Origin of the sequence: Lacibacterium aquatile (assembly GCF_042683105.1) — a bacterium.
Lineage (GTDB): Bacteria > Pseudomonadota > Alphaproteobacteria > Elsterales > Elsteraceae > Lacibacterium > Lacibacterium aquatile.
In genome coordinates, this window is the sequence record NZ_JBHUIP010000003.1 from 200,003 (window position 1) to 219,224 (window position 19,222).

The following is a 19,222-nucleotide window of genomic DNA, read 5'->3' on the forward strand; positions in this document are numbered from 1 at the left end:
CGCTCAGAAATGAGCGGCCTTCGAGTTTGGGAGGGAGGGAACCCTCAAAGCTTCAGCATGGTGCCGGTGAAGCTTTTGATGTTGGCCTGAAGCTCGTCGAACTGGGTGGAGATGGTTTCCACCTGGATCCTGGAGGATTGCACGGCCTGTTCGATGTTGCCGGTGCTCTCCCCCACGGCCTGGACGCGCTGGGACACGTTCTTGAGGTTGGTCGCGACCCGCACGATATTGTCGGCGATTTCACGGGTGGTGGCCTGCTGCTCGACGATAGTCCCGGCGATGCCGGTCACCACCTGATTGACCGTATGAACCACGGTGCCGACATCGTCGATGGTTGCGACGGCATTACGGGTCGAGTTCTGGATATCGGCGACAAGGCGGGCGATATCATCGGTTGCCTTCGCGGTCTGACCGGCCAGCCCCTTCACTTCGCCCGCCACGACAGCAAAGCCCTTGCCCGCATCGCCGGCGCGGGCTGCTTCGATGGTGGCATTCAGGGCCAGCAGATTGGTCTGGGCGGCGATGCCGTTGATGATCTCCACCATCTGGTCGATCTGGGTAGCGGAAGCCGACAGGGTTCGCAGCACGTCCACCGCTTCCGAGACCTTGGCGACCGCGCTGTCGGTGGTGCGGGCGGCATGTTCGGTGGAGCGGGAGATCTCCTCGAGCGAAGAGGACATTTCCTCGCTGGCCCCGGCGATGACGCTGGTGCTGCTGGACACATCGGCACTGTCGCTGGCGACAATGCTGGTGTCGTTCGCGGCAACCGAGACATGGCGCACCACCGCATTGGCCTGATCCAGCAGCAGGTGTGTGGAGACCGATACGGTATCCAGAATGCCGACGATGGAGCTGTCGAAAGCCGCGATTTCGGTCTGAAGCCGCAGGGCGCGTTCTTCCTTGGCGCGGGCCTGATCAGCCTCCTGGGCCTGGCGGCGACCGTTCTCGATCAGCGCCTCGCGGAAGACCAACAGGGCCTGGGACATGGCGCCCAGATCGTCTTTCACCACGACCGGTGGAATATCGATGTCATGCTGACCCTGGGCCATGGCGCGCATGGCGCCGGTCATGCGGGACAGCGGCCGCGAGACCGAAGAGCCGACGAAAACCGTCACGATCAGGGCGGCGACCAGCGAGATGCCGGCCACCGTCGCCACCGTCCACTGGGCCTTGATGCGGTCGGCCATGGCATCGGCCTGACGCATCTTGATCCGGGCGGCGATGTCCGCATGCAGAGCGTCGATCTCCGCCTTCATGTTCTGATAGGCGGTATTGACCGATAGCGACATCGATCCGGCCTGGGCGGCATTCCGCGGCACCATGATGGCCACGTTCCCGGCATTCCGGGCATAGACGGTCATGAGTGTGCGGATCTTCTCGATCCGCTCGCCATGATCGCTACCCGCCAGTCCAGCCAGCTGCTCCAGCGTTTCTTGCAAGGGGGCAAGTGTGGAGCGGGCGTGGGTCAGGACGCTGTTCAAGCGGTCGTCGGGTTGATTGATCGACTTCCAGACAATCGCCTGAAACAGGCTCGATTGGCCCTGGGCCGCCAGATTGCTCAGGCGATCGGCGAGCGAGGCGATGGGCATCAGCACGTCGAAGGCCTCGGCCTGGCGGCTGCGGTTGGCATCCTCGCGCAGGACGAAGATGCCAACGATGATCGCCAGCATCACCAACATGAAAGCCGGGGCCAGAAAGATCCGCTGCCGGATCGGCAGTTGAAGGCGGATGAGCGACATGGCGCGGTGGCTTTCTTACGAGGCAAGCTCGGTGCAGGTGATGACGTGCTTGTTCTTGAGAAGCGGTGAGGCAAAGCCCGACAGCTTGATGACGCTGCCGCTGGCGGGATCCGCCCATTCGATTACGCTCGGCACCTTGCCGCCGGTCCCGGCCTGGGCCAGCTTCAGATATTCCTTGAACATATAGACGCCATTGGCCGACTGAAGGTCGCTCAGGTCCATGCCCTGGTAATTGTGATCCGGCGAAATCCCGACGGCGACGCCCGTGGTGTCGTAAAGAACGATGAATTGATTATATTTTTCCCAGCGGCCACCGGGTTCATTCAGCAGATCGGCAACGATTTTCTCGCCGTTTGGCTTGTTGTATTCGGTGGTGAGCTCTGAAATCAGAACTGTACATTTCTCGGCCATGGCAACGCTGGGAAGAAATGCCATAACCCCGAAAGCAATGGCTAACGTCTTGATTTTGTTCATCGATGTAATCCTCGCAAAACACAAGTCATAACAAGAGGTTATGGTGAATATTTCTGTGAGGATGTTTGTTTTGTGATTTACGAAAGGTTAATATTAACCATTCTAGTCTGAATAAAATTATTATTATTTTTGTTATATAAATATAATGAAAATTACTCATCGGACATTACTGAGGATATTCTTGGTATTCGGCCAATCGAACCGCTTTGGTTGAAATTGATCAAATTTTCGGAACCGTCCGCGCATGCCGCTTGTTTTGTTCGTACAGGTTCGGTGACGGACCTCGTGACCCGGTGTGGAATGATCCGCGTCGGGACCAGAAAAGCATTCAGGAGGATGGTATGGCTCAGGATCCCAACCGTAACGCCCCCAACCAAAACCCCAATGACCGCAATCGCGCCGATCAGGATCGCCAGCAGCAACAGCAGCAGCGCAATCCGAACCAGCGTCAGGATCAGCAGCAGGCCCAGAACGACCCGAACCGTCGTCAGCAGGGCAGTGATGGTCAGCAGCAGAACCAGCGCGATCAGCGCCGCTAGCATTCGGGCTGACCAACTGAACTAAGGAAGGGGTCGCAGCGAAAGCTGCGGCCCTTTTAATTTGAAAAAGAAGAGGCCGGCCCCAGAGGGACCGGCCTTTTGCGTACTTGAGCGGTACGAGGTACTTGAAGCTTAGGCTGCGCCTGGAATGCGGCTGAATTAAGCGGCGGCCTTGGCGAAAGCGAGAGCGGCGCGCACCGGCATGGCCTGACCGATTTCGGCCGAAGCGCGGGCAACCAGCGGAATGTCTTCGCGAACGATGCCGATGTCGGCCAGAGCGCGGTCGTCGAGGCGGTTAAGCTGGCGCTCCAGCTCCATACGCCGGAAATGGGTGGCGAGCGGTGCAAAGAAGGTACGGAGCATGGCTGTCTTCCTCAGGTCCCTAACGGGTTCGGCCGTTTTGGGCCCCAGTGTCTGGCGCGACCATCGCGCCTTGGATGAGTCAGAATATATGCCTCATTCTGTAGTCTGACTACATTTGTTTTTTGCAATGCGATATGCGATGGACGCATGCCCAAGAAGTCACCATCTGGCAATTCGAACGGCAGTTTCACGCGAAACTTAGGAAATTGCTGGGCTTCGTTGCTGCCGAAACCAACTGCGACTTCTTCGCAAGAGATGGAAGTACGTCGTTGCTGAAAAAGCGATCAGGGTGCGTTGCGGTGTAGATGTAGCTCGATTTCGTATCGACGCTACGTCACTAAAAAAGGCCCCGCCAGTGGGGCGGGGCCTTCGAGAGAGATACTATCTCTTGGGGTATCAGGCCTGATAGGCCGTGTAGGGCAGGTTCAACGCCTCGGCGACAGCCTGATAGGCAACCGTTCCACGATGGATATTCAGCCCGTTCAGCAGATGGCGGTCGTCAGCCAGAGCTTTCTTGTAGCCCTTGTTGGCCAAGGCGAGACCAAACGGCAGGGTGGCGTTATTGAGGGCCAGGGTCGAGGTGCGGGCAACGGCGCCCGGCATATTGGCGACGCAATAATGGACGACGCCGTCGACGACGTAGGTGGGGTCCTGATGGGTGGTCGCGTGCGAGGTTTCGAAGCAGCCGCCCTGATCGATGGAGATATCGACGAGCACGGCGCCCTTCTTCATGCGGGAAACCATGTCGCGGGTGACGAGCTTCGGGGCAGCGGCGCCCGGAACCAGCACGGCACCGATGACGAGATCGGCGTCCAGCACGGCCTGTTCGATGGCGTCGGTGGTGGCATAGAGGGTCTGAAGCTTGGCGCCAAACTGCAGGTCAAGGTCATAGAGGCGCGGCTGGCTGCGGTCGATGACCGTCACCTTGGCTTCCAGGCCCATGGCCATGCGGGCGGCATTGGTGCCCGACACGCCGCCACCCAGGATGACGACATTGGCGGCCTTCACGCCGGGAACGCCGCCCAGCAGAACGCCGAGGCCGCCCTGTTCCTTTTCAAGGCAGTGGGCGCCGACCTGGATCGACATGCGACCGGCGACTTCCGACATCGGGGCCAGCAGGGGCAGACCGCCCCGGTCGTTAGTCACGGTTTCATAGGCGATGCCGATGGCGTCGGAGGCCAGCAGGCCCTTGGTCTGGGCGGGATCGGGGGCGAGATGCAGGTAGGTGAACAGCACCTGACCGGGGCGCAGCATCGCGATTTCGGGCGCCTGGGGCTCCTTCACCTTCACGATCATGTCGGCCTTGGCGAAGACGTCACCGGCGGTGGGCAGGATCTTGCAGCCCAGGGCTTCATAATCGGCGTCCGAAAAGCCGATGCCGGAACCTGCCATCGTCTCGATATAGACGGTATGGCCGTTCTTGACGAATTCACGCGCGCTCGACGGGGTCAGGCCCACGCGATACTCGTGATTTTTGATTTCCTTCGGAACGCCGACGATCATGATTGTTTCCCTCGAAGCCGTGCGCCGGGCTGAATTGCCCGGTCGATTATTCGGCCCATCAAGGGTCAGTCGACGGTGTCGTCCTGCTCCGCCAGATGGGTCAGCGGAAACCCCCCGAAGGGCTTCGCGGGCTTGATGACGACATAGGAGAAAAACTTGTCAATACCGATACTGGCGTTAAGAAGCGATTCGCTTAATGCCTGATAATCTTTGATATCCGAACACACGAATTTGAGTAAGTAATCGTATCCCCCGCCGACAGACCAGGCTTCGACGACCTCCGGCAGATCGGCGATTGAACGCTCGAACCGGTCGTAATCTTCACCGGTATGATTGTTGAGCGTGACCTCGGCAAAGACCATGACATTGCGCGCCAGCAGGTCGAGATCCAGATCGGCGATATAGCGTTTGATGTACCCGGCAGCCTCAAGCCGCTTCACCCGCTCCAGGCAGGGGCTGGGGGACAGGCCGACGGCCTCGGCCAGCTTCAGGTTCGTGATGCGCCCCTGCGTCTGCATGGTCGCGAGAATCTTGAGGTCGATACGGTCGAGCTTGCGCGGCGGCTTGGGCATGGGGATCGCAGCAGAAAATTTGGCTATCCCTAATGGGTATCTGAAAGTGGCCCCGATCGCAGCAAAAGATTCTTTAAACTGTCCTTTTAACCATCAATCAATCGGCTTGAGGCAGCATCAGGAGATCGGCAATCTCGGGGGCCAGATGGCGATAAAGGATTGCCTTCATGGTGCCGTCGTCACGGATCCCCTTGATGGCAGCAGCGATCTTGTCGCGCAGCTCGGTCGAAACGCTGGAGCGCGATACGGCGAGGCTGCCGATGGCGGCAGGCTCCTGCGGGACCCAATCGATCTGTCGGGCGGTCTGTTCGATATCGGCCCATTGGCCCATGACAGTCGGCAGCGACAGGAAGGCGTCGACTCGACCGCCACGTAGCAGGCCGATCAATTGATCGGCCGTTGGAACTTCCACGAGCCGGTCACCAGCCGCCTGCAACTCACCAACGATCTGATCAAGGCGGGGGCCGTAGGAATAGCCGCGCACCACCCCCAGGCGCAGCGAGCGGTTCACGATGAATTCGCTGGGACCCAGGCGCGATATGCCGGTTCGCGCCACGGTGATCGGCTTGCCTTGTATATAAGGGTAGAAGACAGAATGCACTTCGCGTTCCGCTGTGGGGCGGGCGCCGGTCGTCATGTCCAGCTGACCGTCGGCCAGCGCGCGCCACTGACGGATCCGAGGTTCGATACTGATCGCGATGCTGCACTCGATGCGTTTCGACAATTCCTGCATAAGGTCCTTGTCGATCCCGCGTTCTGTCGCGCTACTGTAAAGCACCCCTTCTTCGAGCAGACCGGCGCGCAGGGGCTGTTCGCAGGCGAGCCCGTCTATGGCGGCAAACGAGAAGAGCAGGATAGGCCAACGAATATTCATAACTGCCCTTGGGGGTCGGATCGGCGCGTTAAGCGGGGCACCTTAGCTCACGGCGCTGGCAAAAGGGATGGGACAACTTCAGCCGGCAGAAATTGTTCCAGAATTGTCTTGAGCCCGCCGTCGCTGCGCAGCTCTTCCAGGGCGACAGCCCAGGCCGTGCTGTCGCTGTCGGTGAAGCGTCTGCGGGACAGCGCCATATAGGTTTCGATGGCCGTTTCATGCTGGGCCCAGTCGCGCACTACGAAATGATGCTCGTCGATCAGCTTCTTGGGATTGGTGATCTGGAGCGGGTTCACCAGAATGCCGTCCACCCGCCCTGCAATCAGCAGACCCGGCAACTGGTTAGACATGGTCATCTCGGATATCCGGTCGCGCCCCGACGTGCGGATACGGGTCACCAAACCATCGAGGGTCGGGCCATAGGAAAAAGCTTTTATGACCCCTAGCTTGAGGGTGGGGGTGGCGACAAAAACAGGCCCATCGAGCTCTTGAACATTTGGGCGCAGGAAAGTCAGGGGTTTGTTGCGCAGATAGGGCAGGAAACTGGCCCGTGTCCGGCGATCTGCGGTCATCAGGATCGAGGGCGCCAGATCGATGGTGCCTTCGACCAGATCCGTCCATGCCTGGTTGCGCGGGACGACCCGGAAGCTGACCTCGCACCCCAGGCGCTGGGCAAGGGCACTCACTAGGGCGATATCGATGCCTTCGCCTTTTTCACTGTCGTAGAGGCCGCCGTTGTTGTGAAGGGCGACACGAATGGGCGTCGCACAAGGCGGGGCTGCCACCGCCTGCGATACAGTCCCCAAGATCAATAAGGGCCCGCATAACGCATACCGCATGGTTATCAAATCTCATGCGGTATGCGGATGGTCAATAATACTTTGCGGGGGCGGGTGAATTAAGCAGCCAGACTGTCGATAATTGCCGCCCGGACCGCGTCTCCTTCGACCCAATGTACCCGACCGAAGCCGGCGACTAGATGGGCCCGCTCGATCGTCATCCGATACAGTTCGAAGTCGTTGAAGTCGTAATACATCGCGGCCGACGGATGGCGGGCGATGTAATGATCCTTGAAGCTGGCCTTCTCGACCTTCTCCACCTGACCGACCAGGGTCGACCGCGGCCCGGCCAGCCGATCCTCGTAACCGCCGGTGCCGTCGACCAGCAGCGAGACGGCCTTGTGCGCATGAATATTCTGGGTATGGACGGCGAGGCCGGAGATCAGCAGCAGCGGCGCGCCGCTCTCATCCAGCACATAGGGCATCAGCGAGGCATAGGGGGTCGGAACCTCGCCGGGTAACAGGCTGCCCAGGACGGCAATGCTGTTGGATGTGGTCAGTTCGGCAATGGTTTGTGCGTTGCTCATCGTCTCGTCATGGAAAAGTCTCAAATGAGCGGGCAGTATAAGCCAAGTCCAACCTTGGCAATGAAAAAGATGATGCAAACCATCGCACTGATCGACGACGACCAGAACATCCTGACCTCGGTTTCCATGTCGCTGGAAGCCGAAGGCTATGACGTCCGCACCTATAATGACGGTGAAGCGGGACTGGCCGGTCTGCTTGGCCGCCCGCCCGATCTTGCCGTGCTCGACATCAAGATGCCGCGCCTCAATGGTCTTGAGGTTCTGGAGCGTCTGCGCAAGACCAGCCAGATCCCGGTGATCTTCCTGACCTCCAAGGATGATGACGAGGACGAGCTCTCGGGCCTGTCCATGGGCGCCGACGATTATATCCGCAAGCCGTTCAGCCAGTCGCTTTTGCTGGCCCGTATCAAGGCGGTGCTGCGCCGCCGTGACAGTGCTGCGGGTGGCGAGCAGGCGATGATGGTGCGCAACAATCTCGCGCTCGATCAGACCCGCCATCTCTGCACCTGGAAGGGCCAGCCGATCGATCTGACGGTGACGGAATTCCTGATCCTGAAGGCGCTGGCGACCCGTCCTGGCCATGTGAAGAGCCGCGACCAGCTGCTGGATGCCGCCTATGGCGAAGGCGGCTTCGTCGACGACCGCACCATCGACAGCCACATCAAGCGGCTGCGCAAGAAGTTCAAGGTCGTCGATGCCGACTTCTCCGAGATCGAGACGCTCTACGGTGTCGGATACCGCTATTCCGCCGGCTGATCCGGTGGCGATACCGCTCGAAACCGAAAGACGGATCAGCGAGGTGGCTCCGCCCACCTCGCGCCGCCGTCGCTGGTCGACGCTCACCTTCCGCATTCTGGCGGTGAACGCGCTGGCGCCGCTGCTGCTGGCGGCGGGGTTGCTGTATCTCGGGCGGTATCAGCAAGAACTGGTGAAGGCGGAAATCGACGCTCTCTCGATCCAGGCGGGCCTGATGGCCGAAGCTTTGGGCGAGGCAGCGACGGCGCTGACTGCGTCCGAAGAAGTCCGGCTGGTCGAAAGCGTCGCCCGGCCGATGGTGCGGCGCTTCGCGATTCAGACCCGCGCCCGCGCCCAGCTGTTCGACAGCGAAGGCGAGTTGCTGGTCGACAGCCAATTGATCCTCAATCCCCAAGGCTATGTGACGGTGCTGCCGTTGCCAGGCGAAGGGCCGGGCATCCAGGGTGCGCTGGTGCGGGCCTATGACTGGGTCTTCAACGCCTTTGCGGGGCGTGACAATTTCCCGCCTTATCCGACCTTGCCGCTGCGCCGGGCCTCGGATTATCGCGAGGGGCGTCGGGCGCTGGCGGGTGAACCGGCCGCCGCCGCCTATCGCTCGGCTGATGGCCATATCGTCTTTACTCTGGCGATGCCGGTGCAGCGTTACCGGCAGGTGGCGGGCATCGTCATGTTATCGCGCGCCAGCAACGAGATCGACGAGGCGATGCGCAAGGTGCGTGTCGATATCCTGACGCTCTTCTCCATCGTGCTGGGCCTGACCATGCTGGTGTCGGTCTATCTGGCGGGGACCATCGCCCGGCCGGTGCGGCGTCTTGCGCTGGCGGCGGAGCGGGTGCGCCAGGGCCGGGGCCGGGTGGCCATCCCCGATTTCTCCGGCCGTCGCGACGAGATCGGCGATCTTTCCTCGGCGCTTGGTGCCATGACCACTGCCCTCTGGCAGCGGCTGGAGGCCATCGAGCGGTTTGCCGCCGACGTCAGCCACGAGATCAAGAACCCGCTGTCCTCCCTGCGCTCGGCCGTTGAAACCGTCGGCAAGCTGCAGGATCCGGAGAAGCGTGCCAAGCTGATGGCGATCATCCAGGACGATGTGCGGCGTCTGGACCGCCTGATCACCGATATTGCCGCCGCCTCGCGCGTCGATGCCGAACTGGCACGCGCCGAACTTCTGCCGCTCGATATGGGCCGCCTGCTGGGCGCCCTCGGTTCGGTCTATGAGGCGACGGAGGAGGATGACGGGCCGAAGGTGAAGCTGGATATCTCCACCGGCGAGCCCCTGACGGTGCTGGGGGTCGAGGACCGGCTGGTGCAGGTTTTCCGCAATCTCATCGGCAATGCGATTTCCTTCTCGCCTGAAGGCGGGACGATCACGCTGGCCGCCCGGCGCGAGGGTGATTTCGTTATCGCTACCTGCGAGGATGAAGGGCCGGGTATCCCGGAAGGGAAGTCCGAATCGATCTTCCAGCGCTTCTATTCCGAACGGCCGGGCGGCGAGGCTTTTGGTACCCATTCCGGCCTCGGCCTGTCGATCTCGCGGCAGATCATGGATGGCCATGGCGGATCAATCCGGGCCGAGAACCGCATAGATGCCGATGGCAAGGTTATCGGCGCCCGCTTCATCGTCACCCTGCCGGTGGCGGGGTCGGAAGGTCGGAAGAAGCGAGGGAAGAGCGCTTCTTAAAAGAAAGAAATCGTCATGCCCCGGTTTATCCGGGGCATCTCCTCCGGGGCGGTTTCTACACTGCCTCAGTTCGAATTGGACGGGCTCCCGGAGGAGATCCCCCGATCAAGTCGGGGGATGACGACAAAACACAAAGGATTGGAGATCCCCCGATCAAGTCGGGGGATGACGACAAACACAAAGGTTTGGAGATCCCCCCGGTCAAGTCGGGGATGACGGTCCTCTTTAAGGCCGTGCCCTGTCTAAGAGCGTGCCCGCACCTGCGCCACACCATCGCGGGCGAGCTGGTCGGCGCGTTCGTTCTCCGGGTGGCCATTGTGGCCCTTGACCCAGTTCCAGGTCACCTTGTGGGGCTTGGCGGCCTGGATATAGCGCTCCCACAGATCGATATTCTTCACCGGCTTTTTATCGGCGGTTTTCCAGCCGTTACGCTGCCAGCCGAAGATATATTTCGTCGCCCCGTCGAGGGCGTATTTGCTGTCGGTATAGAGCATGACCGGCATAGGGCGTTTCAGCGTCTCCAGCCCGACGATGATCGCCATCATCTCCATGCGGTTATTGGTCGTCTCCGCCTCGCCGCCGAAGAGCTCCTTCTCGGTCCCTTTGTAGCGCAGGATGCAGCCCCAGCCGCCGGGACCGGGATTGCCGGAACAGGCGCCGTCGGTGAACATCTCCACGACCGGCGCGGAGGCTTCCTGATCTTCGCTCATAGGCCGTAATCGGTCGGATCGGTGACCTGCTGGTGGAAGCGCAGCTTGGTCCAATATTCCATGGGATCCTTGGGCTTCACCAGGGCGCCCGGCACCCGGTTCAGCCAGTCGTAAAGGCGGGTCAGCAGGAAGCGCAGGCAAGCGCCGCGCGCCAGCAGCGGCAGGGCCGCCTTTTCCGCCGGGGTCAGCGGGCGAACCGCCAGATATCGCTTCAGCAGACCGACGGCCTTGGTGCGGTTGAAGCTACCATCGGCCTCGAAACACCAGGCATTCAGGCAGATGACGAGGTCATAGGCGAAGGCTTCGGTGCAGGCGAAATAGAAGTCGATGAAGCCGGTCAGCTTGTCGCCCGTGAAGAAGACATTGTCCGGGAAGAGATCGGCATGGATGACGCCGGTCGGCAGATCCTTGGGCCAGTTGGCTTCGAGGTAGCGGAATTCCTCCTCCAGGAAATCGGCAAGGCCCGGCTTCACCTCGTCCGCGCGCTCGCGCGTCGCTTCGATCAGTTGCCACCAGCCATCGAGCGACAGGGCATTGGCGCGGGTATGGGGGAAGTCCGATCCGGCGATATGCAGCTTGGCCATCGCCTCGCCCAGCTCGGCGCAATGATTGGCGGTGATGCGGCGCGGCCAGAGGCCGGGCAGGAAGGAGATCATGGCGGCGGGCCGCCCGCGCAGCTCGCGCAGCATCTCGCCCTGTTTGGTCAGCAGGGGCAGGGGGCAGGAAACGCCGCGCGCCGCCAGATGCTCCATCAGGCCCAGGAAGAACGGCAGATCCTCCCGGCGCACCCGCTTTTCATAGAGTGTCAGGATGAAGTTGCCTTCGGTGGTGCGCACCAGGAAGTTGGAATTCTCCACCCCTTCCGCGATCCCCATAAAGGAGGTGACTTCGCCGATGCCATAGTCCGCGACGAAGGCGCCCAGTTCCTCGTCCGCGATATCGGTATAGACGGCCATCAGTTCACCAGTGCCTTGGGCAGTTTGAAGACCACATTCTCTTCCTTGACCGTCATCAGCTTGACCTCGACGTCGCGGTGCTGACGGGCGGCGGCGATGACCTCTTCGACCAGTTCCTCGGGGGCCGAGGCCCCGGCGGTGATGCCCAGAGTCTGGACGTCCGACAGCTGATACCAGTCGACATCGACTGCGCGCTGGATCAGGACCGACCGTTTGCAGCCGGATTTGGCCGCAACCTCGACAAGACGCTTCGAATTGGAGGAGTTGGGCGCGCCGATCACCAGGACTGCATCACAGTCGGCGGCAATCGCCTTCACCGCCACCTGACGGTTGGTGGTGGCGTAACAGATGTCGCCCTTGGGTGGACCGATGATGTCCGGGAAACGGCGCTCCAGGATTTCGACAACCGATGCGGTATCGTCGACCGACAGAGTGGTCTGGGTGATATAGGCAAGGCCGCCGGGGGCGTGGCCAGGATCGATTGCTTCGGCCTGGACCTCATCCTCGACCAGCAGGACCGAGCCCTCGGGCAGTTGGCCCATGGTGCCGATGACTTCCGGATGGCCTTTATGGCCGATCAGCAGGATCTTGCGGTCGGCCGCGAAATAGCGTTCGGCTGCCGTATGGACCTTGGAAACAAGCGGGCAGGTGGCGTCGAGGTAGATCATCTCGCGCCGCCCAGCCTCGGCCGGAACCGATTTGGGCACGCCATGGGCGGAAAAGATCACCGGCCGGTCGTCGGGGCACTGGTCCAGCTCTTCAACGAAGACAGCGCCCTTGGCTTCCAGGCTTTCGACGACGAAGCGGTTGTGGACGATTTCGTGCCGGACATAGACCGGGGCGCCAAATTTTTCCAGCGCCCGCTCAACGATCTGAATGGCCCGGTCAACACCGGCGCAGAAGCCGCGGGGACCAGCCAGCAGGATTGTCAGGGGGGGGAGGGAAGCGGCGCTCATGAATGTTCTGTCTTTAGAGTTGGCATATCGGCACACGATCCGCCAAGATCGCGGCGCGCAGGCTAGAGCAAGTCACGGGCAATTGGAATCAATTGAGCGTGTCTATTTGCTCCAGTTTCATCTTGTTATCAGGAAAATGCGACCGCATTTTCCTCCCGGTTGGGATGAGGCGCCTCGGCAGGAAAGAGGATCGAGAATGAACGGTTTTGGGCGCTGTGTCGCGCTGACTTTTGGGATTCTGGCGTTGGCGGGCTGTTCGTCGGGCGCCCCACCCTCCGAGCAGGGCGGTCTTGCCTGTCCAGATGTGTCCATTCTGGCCGAGGCATCGCGCCTGACCCAATGGAAACCGGGAACGGGTCGCGATCTGACCGATGTCATTTCCAATTCCGAGATGATGCAAGTTACCGGCACGTGCGATTTCCCGTCGAGAAGCAACAAGGTTCTGGTGCAATTCGCCATCGCCATCCGTGCCGAATCCGGCCCTGCGAATCCCAGCCATACCGCTGATATTCCCTATTTCATCGCGCTGGTGGACAAGAATCGCAAAGTGGTTGTCCGCGAACGTTTTTCAAGCCAGGTGACCTTCCCGGCCAATCAGGCGCGCATTGGTTTCTATGACGAATTCGAGCATCAGTTTGCGCTGCCCAACGGTGCGCGGGCGCAGGACTATGCCTATTTTGTCGGCTTCGAGATGAGCGAAGAGGAGCTGCAGCGCAACCGGGCTCGCCTGGGGAACTGATCGCGCCATGACTGCAAGCGTCACCCTTATGGTGTGCGTCAATCGGCGATTTGGGCCGACGACGCCATCTTGTGCGGGGCGCGGCAGCGAGCGGTTGGCGGACCAACTGACTGCAATGATCGCGGAACGCGCACTGGATGTCAGGATCGAACGGTCGGCCTGCCAAGGCCGCTGTGCGTTCGGACCAGCCATGCGCCGGTTACCGCAGTTGGAGATATTCCTACAGGTGACGGACGCCGATTTGGCGAATATCGTCGATTCCTGCGCAGCCTTACCTTCCCAGAAGGTTGCGGAAAATGACGATCTGCCGCCCCCCATTTAATGGAGCGTTGATGACGCCGGTTTTCTACCACAACCCCCGCTGCGGAAAGTCGCGTGCAGCCTTGGCGCTGCTACAAGAACGGGGAGTGACTGTCGAGGTCGTCGAATACCTGAAGACGCCGCTGGACCGCTCGACGCTGGACCGGTTGTTGACCGCGCTCGGCAATGATCCGGCCGTGGTCCGCCGCAAGGAAGCCATGGAAGCTGGCCTCAATCCCGCCGGTCTCAACCGGGCAGAACGGATCGCGGCCCTGCTGGCCCATCCGCTTCTGCTGGAGCGCCCGATCCTGGTGGTCGGCGACAAGGCCGTCATCGGCCGTCCGCCCGAAAAGGTGCTGGAGCTGCTGTAGGCTCCACCCCTCTGAATCGTCACCCCGGGACTTGATCCCGGGGTCTCCTCCGGGAGCGTTTCCACGCTGGCCGGAAGCGAGTTGGACGATCTCCCGGAGGAGATCCCGGTGTCGAGCACCGGGATGACGACAACTAAAAATCTATAACTTCAGCTTGAACCCGGCATGGCTCTGTTTAAAGCCCAGGCGCTCGTAAAAGCGGTGGGCGTCCAGGCGGGATTTGTCCGAGGTCAGCTGCACGACCCCGGCCTGACGGGCCTTCGCGCGTTCGACCGCATGGGCCATCATCGCCTCGCCAAATTTCTTGCCGCGTTGGTCCGCACGAACCCGCACAGCCTCGATAAGGCAGCGGGTCATGCCCTGGTGGGACAGGCCGGGGATGAAGGTCAGCTGCATGCAGCCTACAACCTCGCCCGTCAATTCCGCGACAATCAGCTCGTTCATCGGATTGGAATCGATGGCGGCAAAGGCGGGCAGATAGGCCTCGCCCAGGGGCGGCCCCAGCTTTTCACGCTGGGCGCCCAGGGGATCATCGGCCAGCATGGCGACGATAACGGGGACATCCCCCGCCATCGCCTTGCGGAATGTCAGATCAGCCACGGTTCATCCGATTATCGACCAGATCGCCGACCACGGCCGGATCGGCCAGGGTCGAGGTGTCGCCAAGGGCGTTATGCTCGTTGGCGGCGATCTTGCGCAGGATGCGGCGCATGATCTTGCCCGAACGGGTCTTGGGCAGGCCCGGCGCCCACTGGATCAGATCCGGCGAGGCGATGGGGCCGATTTCCTTGCGGACCCAGGCGACCAGCTCCTTGCGCAGTTCCTCGGTCGGAGTCTCGCCCGCGTTCAAGGTGACATAGGCATAAATGCCCTGGCCCTTGATGTCGTGCGGATAGCCGACGACGGCGGCTTCGGCCACCTTCGGATGGGCGACGAGCGCGCTTTCGATCTCGGCGGTGCCCATGCGATGGCCGGAGACATTGAGCACGTCGTCGACGCGGCCGGTGATCCAGTAATAGCCATCCTCGTCCCGGCGGCAGCCGTCGCCCGAGAAGTAATAGCCGGGGAAGGTCGCGAAATAAGTCTCGATGAAGCGCTGATGGTCGCCGTAGACCGTGCGCATCTGCCCCGGCCAGCTGTCGGCAAGGCACAGGCTGCCTTCGGTGGCGCCGCTCAGGACCTTGCCGTCATTGTCCAGCAGCACCGGCTGCACGCCGAAGAAGGGCTTGGTAGCCGAACCGGGCTTGGCGGCGATGGCGCCGGGCAGCGGGGTGATCAGGATGCCGCCGGTTTCCGTCTGCCACCAGGTATCGACGATCGGGCACTTCGAATTCCCGACGACGCGATGATACCAGAGCCAGGCTTCCGGATTGATCGGCTCGCCGACCGACCCCAGGATGCGCAGCGAGGCGCGGCTGGTCTTCTTCACCGGCTCCTCGCCTTCGCGCATCAGGGCGCGGATGGCGGTGGGGGCGGTGTAGAAGATCGAAACCTTATGCTTGTCGATGACCTGCCAGAAACGGCTGTTATCGGGATAGTTAGGCACGCCCTCGAACATCAGGGTCGTCGCGCCATTGGCCAGCGGCCCATAGAGCAGATAGGAGTGGCCTGTCACCCAGCCCACGTCCGCCGTGCACCAATAGACGTCGCCTTCTTGATAGTCGAAGACGTACTGATGGGTCAGCGAGGTATAGGCGAGATAGCCGCCGGTGGTGTGCAGCACACCCTTCGGCTTACCGGTCGAACCGGAGGTATAAAGGATGAACAGCGGGTCTTCTGCGTTCATCTCCTCGGGCGGGCAATCGGTCGAGAGCTTCGGCGCTTCCTCGTGGTACCAGACGTCGCGGCCCGCCTCCATGGCGATGGGGCTGCCGGTGCGCTTCACCACGATGACGCTTTTGACCGACGGGCTGGCTTTGAGCGCTTCGTCGGCATTCTTCTTCAGCGGGACCTTCTTGCCGCCGCGCAGACCTTCGTCGGCGGTGATAAGGCAGGTCGAACCGCAATCCTGCAGGCGGTTGGCAAGGCTGTCGGGCGAGAAGCCGCCGAACACCACCGAATGGATGGCGCCGATGCGCGCGCAGGCCAGCATGGCGTAGGCGGCTTCGGGGATCATCGGCAGATAGATCGTGACCCGGTCGCCCTTCTTGACGCCCTGGGCCTTCAGCAGGTTGGCCATGCGGCCGACTTCGCCGTGCAGTTCCTTGTAGGTGATGTTGCGCGACTCGTTCGGATCGTCGCCTTCCCAGATGATGGCGGTCTGGTTGCCGCGCTTCTCCAGATGGCGGTCGATGCAGTTGGCGGCGACATTCAGGGTGCCGTCATAGAACCAGCGGATATGCACGTCACCCTTGAAGGAAACGTCCTTCACCTTGGTGAACGGCTTGATCCAATCGAGGCGTTGGCCATGTTCACGCCAAAATCCCTCGGGATCTTTAAGCGAACGGTCGTATTGCGCGTTATAAGTCGCTTCATTGACCCAAGCTTTTGCGGCGATGGCTTCCGGCACGGGGAAAAGTTGGTCGGACATCGGGCGTCTTCCTCCTGGCGTGTTGTTCGCGCCATCGCTTCATTGTTTCGAGCGTGGCGGTTGATCGCTTGGGGCGGTTGGGTCAAGCGGTGACAGTCTTAGCTATTCGTGCACGCCCGGCAAGCGAGACCCTTCAGCGGCAAAGGCGGCTAAAGGTCGCGCTTTTAGGCAATATTCCTGCCTCAAATCGGTTGAAAGGCCGGTAGGCGTCTATAACGAGTCCCGCTAGTGTAGGGCGAATTTTGGGCAAGGCCCCATTTTAAAGAGGGTTCGGACTTTGAGAATCTCGACACGCTTTCTGGCTTTCCTGGCCGCCGCCTTCCTGATGGTGGCGCCGGTTCATGCCCAGACTCCCCCGCCCGCCGGACCCAGCAAGGCCGAAGCCGATGCGGTGGTGAAGCTGCTGGAGAATGATGCGGAGCGCACCAAGCTCATCCAGCAGCTGAAAGCCATTTCGGCTGTCCAGGCGCCAGCGGAGCCGGAAGCGCCGTCGGGCTGGGTGTCGAATCTGCTGGCCAACGCCAGCGACGGCATCGCCAAGGCAGGGTCGGAATTTGCCGATGCGGCCCGTGGTCTCAAAGATATCCCAGCCGCCTGGGACAGCCTCGTCTCCTTCAGCAGCGATCCGCAGCGCCTGACGAAATGGGGGCGGCTCGCGGGCCAGATCGGTGTCGTGCTTGGCGCGGCCCTGCTGGCTGAATGGATCGTCTTCCGTCTGCTGACCCGTCCCCGGCGCATGCTGAACGAGCGCCCGGTGACCAGCATCGTCGGGCGCACGGTCATCTTCATCCTGCGCACGATCATCGATGCGGTGCCGATCATCGTCTTTGGCGGTGTGGCGGTGGTGGTCCTGGGCCTGCTGGAGCCGGACCGGACCGCGCGTTTGATCGTGACGACCCTTATCAACGCCAATATGCTGGTGCGCATCGTGCTGGCCGCCGGACGGGCGGTGCTGGCGCCGGACAACAACCGCTATCGTCTGGTGCGTTTGCAGGACGAGACAGCCAATTACCATTACCTCTGGCTGCGCCGCTTCGTCGGGGTCGCGATCTATGGCCTGATGGGTCTCGATGCCCTGCGCTATCTCGGCTTCGGTGCCTCGCTGGTCGGGGTTCTCTCCCGCATGATCGGTCTGATTCTAGCGACGATGGCCATCGTCTTTGTGCTGCAGAACAAGGATGCCGTGCGCTCCTATCTGCGCTCCGACGGGCCTGAGTCGCGTTTCAAGAAATGGGCGGGCGGCCTGTCGACGGTCCGCCGACGCCTTGCCGATGTCTGGCACATCCTGGCGATCCTCTATATCGGTGCGGTCTTCGCCGTCTGGGCCATGAGCATTCCCGGCGGCTTCACCTTCCTGCTGCGCGGCACGGCCCTGACCTTCCTGCTATGGCTGGCGGTGCGGTTCGGTGTGCGCGGACTGAAGCGGTCCCTGCAGGCAGGCTTCCATGTGCGAGGCGATACGGCCAAACGGTTCCCCAACCTTGAAGCGCGCGCGAACCGTTACCTGCCGGTGATGGATATCGCGCTGCGGGTCGCCGTCTATTTCATTGCCGCAATGGCGCTGCTGCAGATCTGGGGCCTCGACAGTCTGGTCTGGCTGACTGAGGGCGCGGGACGCCGGGTCGTGTCCTCCGCCTTCCTGATCGGTCTGGTGCTCGCGCTGTCGGTCATCGTCTGGGAAGGGGCTTCTTCTCTGATCGAGCGTTACCTGACCGAGACCGATGACAAGGGTATCATTCGCCAGCGCAGCGCCCGCGTGCGGACACTCTTGCCGTTGCTGCGCAACGCGCTGCTGGTTATCCTCACGGTCATGGCGACGCTGATCGTGCTCGCCGAACTGGGCCTCAACATCGCGCCGCTGCTGGCCGGTGCGGGTGTCCTGGGTCTGGCCATCGGCTTTGGCGCCCAGACGCTGGTGAAGGATGTCATCACCGGCCTCTTCATGCTCTTCGAAGATACCGTGAGCATCGGCGATGTGGTCGATGTGGGCGGCGGTAATTCCGGCTCGGTCGAGGGGATCACTATCCGCACCCTGCGCATCCGCGACGGCAGTGGGGCGGTGTTGACCATCCCCTTCTCCAACATCACCTCGGTCAAGAATATGACCCGCAACTTTGCGGTGGCGGCCATCGACATCAATGTCGACTACAACACCGATGTCGACCATGTGCGCGATCTGCTGCTGAAGATCGACGAGGAGATCCGCAACGATCCGGCTTTCGCGGGCTTTATTCTCCGGCCGCTCGACTTCCACGGCGTGGACAGCTTTGGCGACAATGGCGTGATGATCAAATCCAGCTCCCGCACGGCAGCGGGCAAGCAATGGGCGGTGAAGCGCGAATTCTTCCGCCGAATCAAACTGGCGTTCGACGAGCAGAAGGTATCGATCCCCTTCCCGCAACGCGTCGTGCGCCACATCATGGATCCGAACGGGCCGAAGGACGCCAAGCCCCCCATCGTCGCCACCGACTGACGGCGCTCGGCAGGAGGGGTCATCTGCGTCGTTGCTCGAGGTGCTCGGATCCTCACGTACCTGAAGTACGCTCCGGTCCTGCGCTCTCAAGCGCCTAGCATCTGACCCCTCCCGCCTTCGCTTCTAAAGCGGATGGCTTACGCGGTGTGACCACACGAGATCCCAGGGTCAAGCCCTGGGATGACGGTTTTTGTTTATATCGGCTTTAGAAGCGAAGGCCGGGGGGATGAGACGCTAGGCGCTTACCAGCGCAGGCGCGGAACGTACGACTGTACGTGAGCACCGAGCATTTCCGGCAACGACGCAGATCGTGCCCCCGGTCG

General features: G+C 61.5%; 20 protein-coding genes. 7 read left to right on the top strand and 13 right to left on the bottom strand.

From position 1 onward, the window contains the following. Positions 1-44 precede the first annotated feature (44 nt). Entirely contained in the window at positions 45-1,739 is a 1,695-nt protein-coding gene (locus ACFSM5_RS02890) for a methyl-accepting chemotaxis protein (protein ID WP_379874731.1), read from the bottom strand. A gap of 15 nt (positions 1,740-1,754) precedes the next feature. Further along, a complete protein-coding gene (locus tag ACFSM5_RS02895) occupies positions 1,755-2,213 on the bottom strand; it encodes a cache domain-containing protein (protein ID WP_379874732.1) in 459 nt (152 codons plus the stop codon). A gap of 341 nt (positions 2,214-2,554) precedes the next feature. Here ACFSM5_RS02895 and ACFSM5_RS02900 point away from each other — a divergent pair, with 341 nt between their 5' ends. Further along, positions 2,555-2,752: a hypothetical protein gene (locus tag ACFSM5_RS02900; RefSeq protein ID WP_379874733.1), complete on the top strand. Its 198-nt coding sequence runs from the start codon at positions 2,555-2,557 to the stop codon at positions 2,750-2,752. 159 nt (positions 2,753-2,911) lie between these two features. Here ACFSM5_RS02900 and ACFSM5_RS02905 read toward each other — a convergent pair whose 3' ends face one another. From ACFSM5_RS02905 to ACFSM5_RS02930, 6 genes are all read right to left on the bottom strand, one after another. Further along, positions 2,912-3,115 carry a DUF1127 domain-containing protein gene (locus ACFSM5_RS02905; protein ID WP_379874734.1) on the bottom strand — a complete coding sequence of 68 codons (204 nt, stop codon included), beginning with the start codon at positions 3,113-3,115 and terminating at the stop codon, positions 2,912-2,914. A gap of 396 nt (positions 3,116-3,511) precedes the next feature. After that, a complete protein-coding gene (gene ald, locus ACFSM5_RS02910) occupies positions 3,512-4,618 on the bottom strand; it encodes an alanine dehydrogenase (protein ID WP_379874735.1) in 1,107 nt (368 codons plus the stop codon). Between the two features lie 65 nt (positions 4,619-4,683). Next, positions 4,684-5,190: an Lrp/AsnC family transcriptional regulator gene (locus tag ACFSM5_RS02915; protein WP_379874736.1), complete on the bottom strand. Its 507-nt coding sequence runs from the start codon at positions 5,188-5,190 to the stop codon at positions 4,684-4,686. Positions 5,191-5,287: 97 nt separating this feature from the next. Beyond that, on the bottom strand, positions 5,288-6,064 hold the full coding sequence (locus tag ACFSM5_RS02920; RefSeq protein WP_379874737.1) for a substrate-binding periplasmic protein: 777 nt from the start codon (positions 6,062-6,064) through the stop codon (positions 5,288-5,290). Between the two features lie 47 nt (positions 6,065-6,111). Then, on the bottom strand, positions 6,112-6,849 hold the full coding sequence (locus tag ACFSM5_RS02925; protein ID WP_379874738.1) for a substrate-binding periplasmic protein: 738 nt from the start codon (positions 6,847-6,849) through the stop codon (positions 6,112-6,114). 113 nt (positions 6,850-6,962) lie between these two features. Beyond that, positions 6,963-7,430 (bottom strand): HugZ family pyridoxamine 5'-phosphate oxidase, encoded by a 468-nt coding sequence (locus ACFSM5_RS02930; protein WP_379874739.1) that lies wholly within the window; start codon positions 7,428-7,430, stop codon positions 6,963-6,965. Between the two features lie 69 nt (positions 7,431-7,499). On the opposite strand from ACFSM5_RS02930, the gene ACFSM5_RS02935 reads away from it, so the two are divergent. Next, a complete protein-coding gene (locus ACFSM5_RS02935; protein WP_379874740.1) occupies positions 7,500-8,186 on the top strand; it encodes a response regulator transcription factor in 687 nt (228 codons plus the stop codon). A gap of 43 nt (positions 8,187-8,229) precedes the next feature. Then, positions 8,230-9,864: a stimulus-sensing domain-containing protein gene (locus tag ACFSM5_RS02940; protein WP_379874741.1), complete on the top strand. Its 1,635-nt coding sequence runs from the start codon at positions 8,230-8,232 to the stop codon at positions 9,862-9,864. A 242-nt stretch (positions 9,865-10,106) separates the two neighbouring features. On the opposite strand, the gene rnhA is transcribed toward ACFSM5_RS02940, so the two are convergent. From rnhA to ispH, 3 genes are read right to left on the bottom strand one after another with little or no spacing between them, the layout of a single operon-like run. Continuing rightward, positions 10,107-10,574 (bottom strand): ribonuclease HI, encoded by a 468-nt coding sequence (gene rnhA, locus ACFSM5_RS02945; protein ID WP_379874742.1) that lies wholly within the window; start codon positions 10,572-10,574, stop codon positions 10,107-10,109. Continuing rightward, complete coding sequence (locus ACFSM5_RS02950; protein WP_379874743.1) at positions 10,571-11,530, bottom strand: homoserine kinase; 960 nt, start codon at positions 11,528-11,530, stop codon at positions 10,571-10,573. The genes rnhA and ACFSM5_RS02950 overlap by 4 nt, the downstream gene beginning before the upstream one ends. Next, a complete protein-coding gene (gene ispH / locus ACFSM5_RS02955) occupies positions 11,530-12,486 on the bottom strand; it encodes a 4-hydroxy-3-methylbut-2-enyl diphosphate reductase (RefSeq protein ID WP_379874744.1) in 957 nt (318 codons plus the stop codon). The genes ACFSM5_RS02950 and ispH overlap by 1 nt, the downstream gene beginning before the upstream one ends. On the opposite strand from ispH, the gene ACFSM5_RS02960 reads away from it, so the two are divergent. The 3 genes from ACFSM5_RS02960 to arsC are packed head-to-tail and all read left to right on the top strand — an operon-like array spanning position 12,485 to position 13,896. Then, positions 12,485-13,225, top strand: coding sequence for a hypothetical protein (locus ACFSM5_RS02960; protein WP_379874745.1), 741 nt, complete (start codon positions 12,485-12,487; stop codon positions 13,223-13,225). The two genes, ispH and ACFSM5_RS02960, sit on opposite strands and share 2 nt — an antisense overlap. 7 nt (positions 13,226-13,232) lie before the next feature. After that, the gene (locus ACFSM5_RS02965; RefSeq protein WP_379874746.1) at positions 13,233-13,547 is read left to right on the top strand and encodes a (2Fe-2S) ferredoxin domain-containing protein; all 315 of its coding nucleotides are present in this window, start codon (positions 13,233-13,235) and stop codon (positions 13,545-13,547) included. 10 nt (positions 13,548-13,557) lie between these two features. Next, positions 13,558-13,896 (top strand): arsenate reductase (glutaredoxin), encoded by a 339-nt coding sequence (gene arsC / locus ACFSM5_RS02970; protein ID WP_379874747.1) that lies wholly within the window; start codon positions 13,558-13,560, stop codon positions 13,894-13,896. A gap of 141 nt (positions 13,897-14,037) precedes the next feature. Here arsC and ACFSM5_RS02975 read toward each other — a convergent pair whose 3' ends face one another. Further along, the gene (locus tag ACFSM5_RS02975) at positions 14,038-14,496 is read right to left on the bottom strand and encodes a GNAT family N-acetyltransferase (protein WP_379874748.1); all 459 of its coding nucleotides are present in this window, start codon (positions 14,494-14,496) and stop codon (positions 14,038-14,040) included. Then, positions 14,489-16,426 carry an acetate--CoA ligase gene (gene acs, locus ACFSM5_RS02980; RefSeq protein ID WP_379874749.1) on the bottom strand — a complete coding sequence of 646 codons (1,938 nt, stop codon included), beginning with the start codon at positions 16,424-16,426 and terminating at the stop codon, positions 14,489-14,491. Before acs ends, ACFSM5_RS02975 begins: the two co-directional genes overlap by 8 nt. A gap of 277 nt (positions 16,427-16,703) precedes the next feature. Between acs and ACFSM5_RS02985 the strand changes: the two genes are divergently transcribed. Further along, positions 16,704-18,899, top strand: a complete 2,196-nt coding sequence (locus ACFSM5_RS02985) for a mechanosensitive ion channel domain-containing protein (RefSeq protein WP_379874750.1) — start codon at positions 16,704-16,706, stop codon at positions 18,897-18,899. The last annotated feature ends 323 nt before the right edge of the window (positions 18,900-19,222 follow it).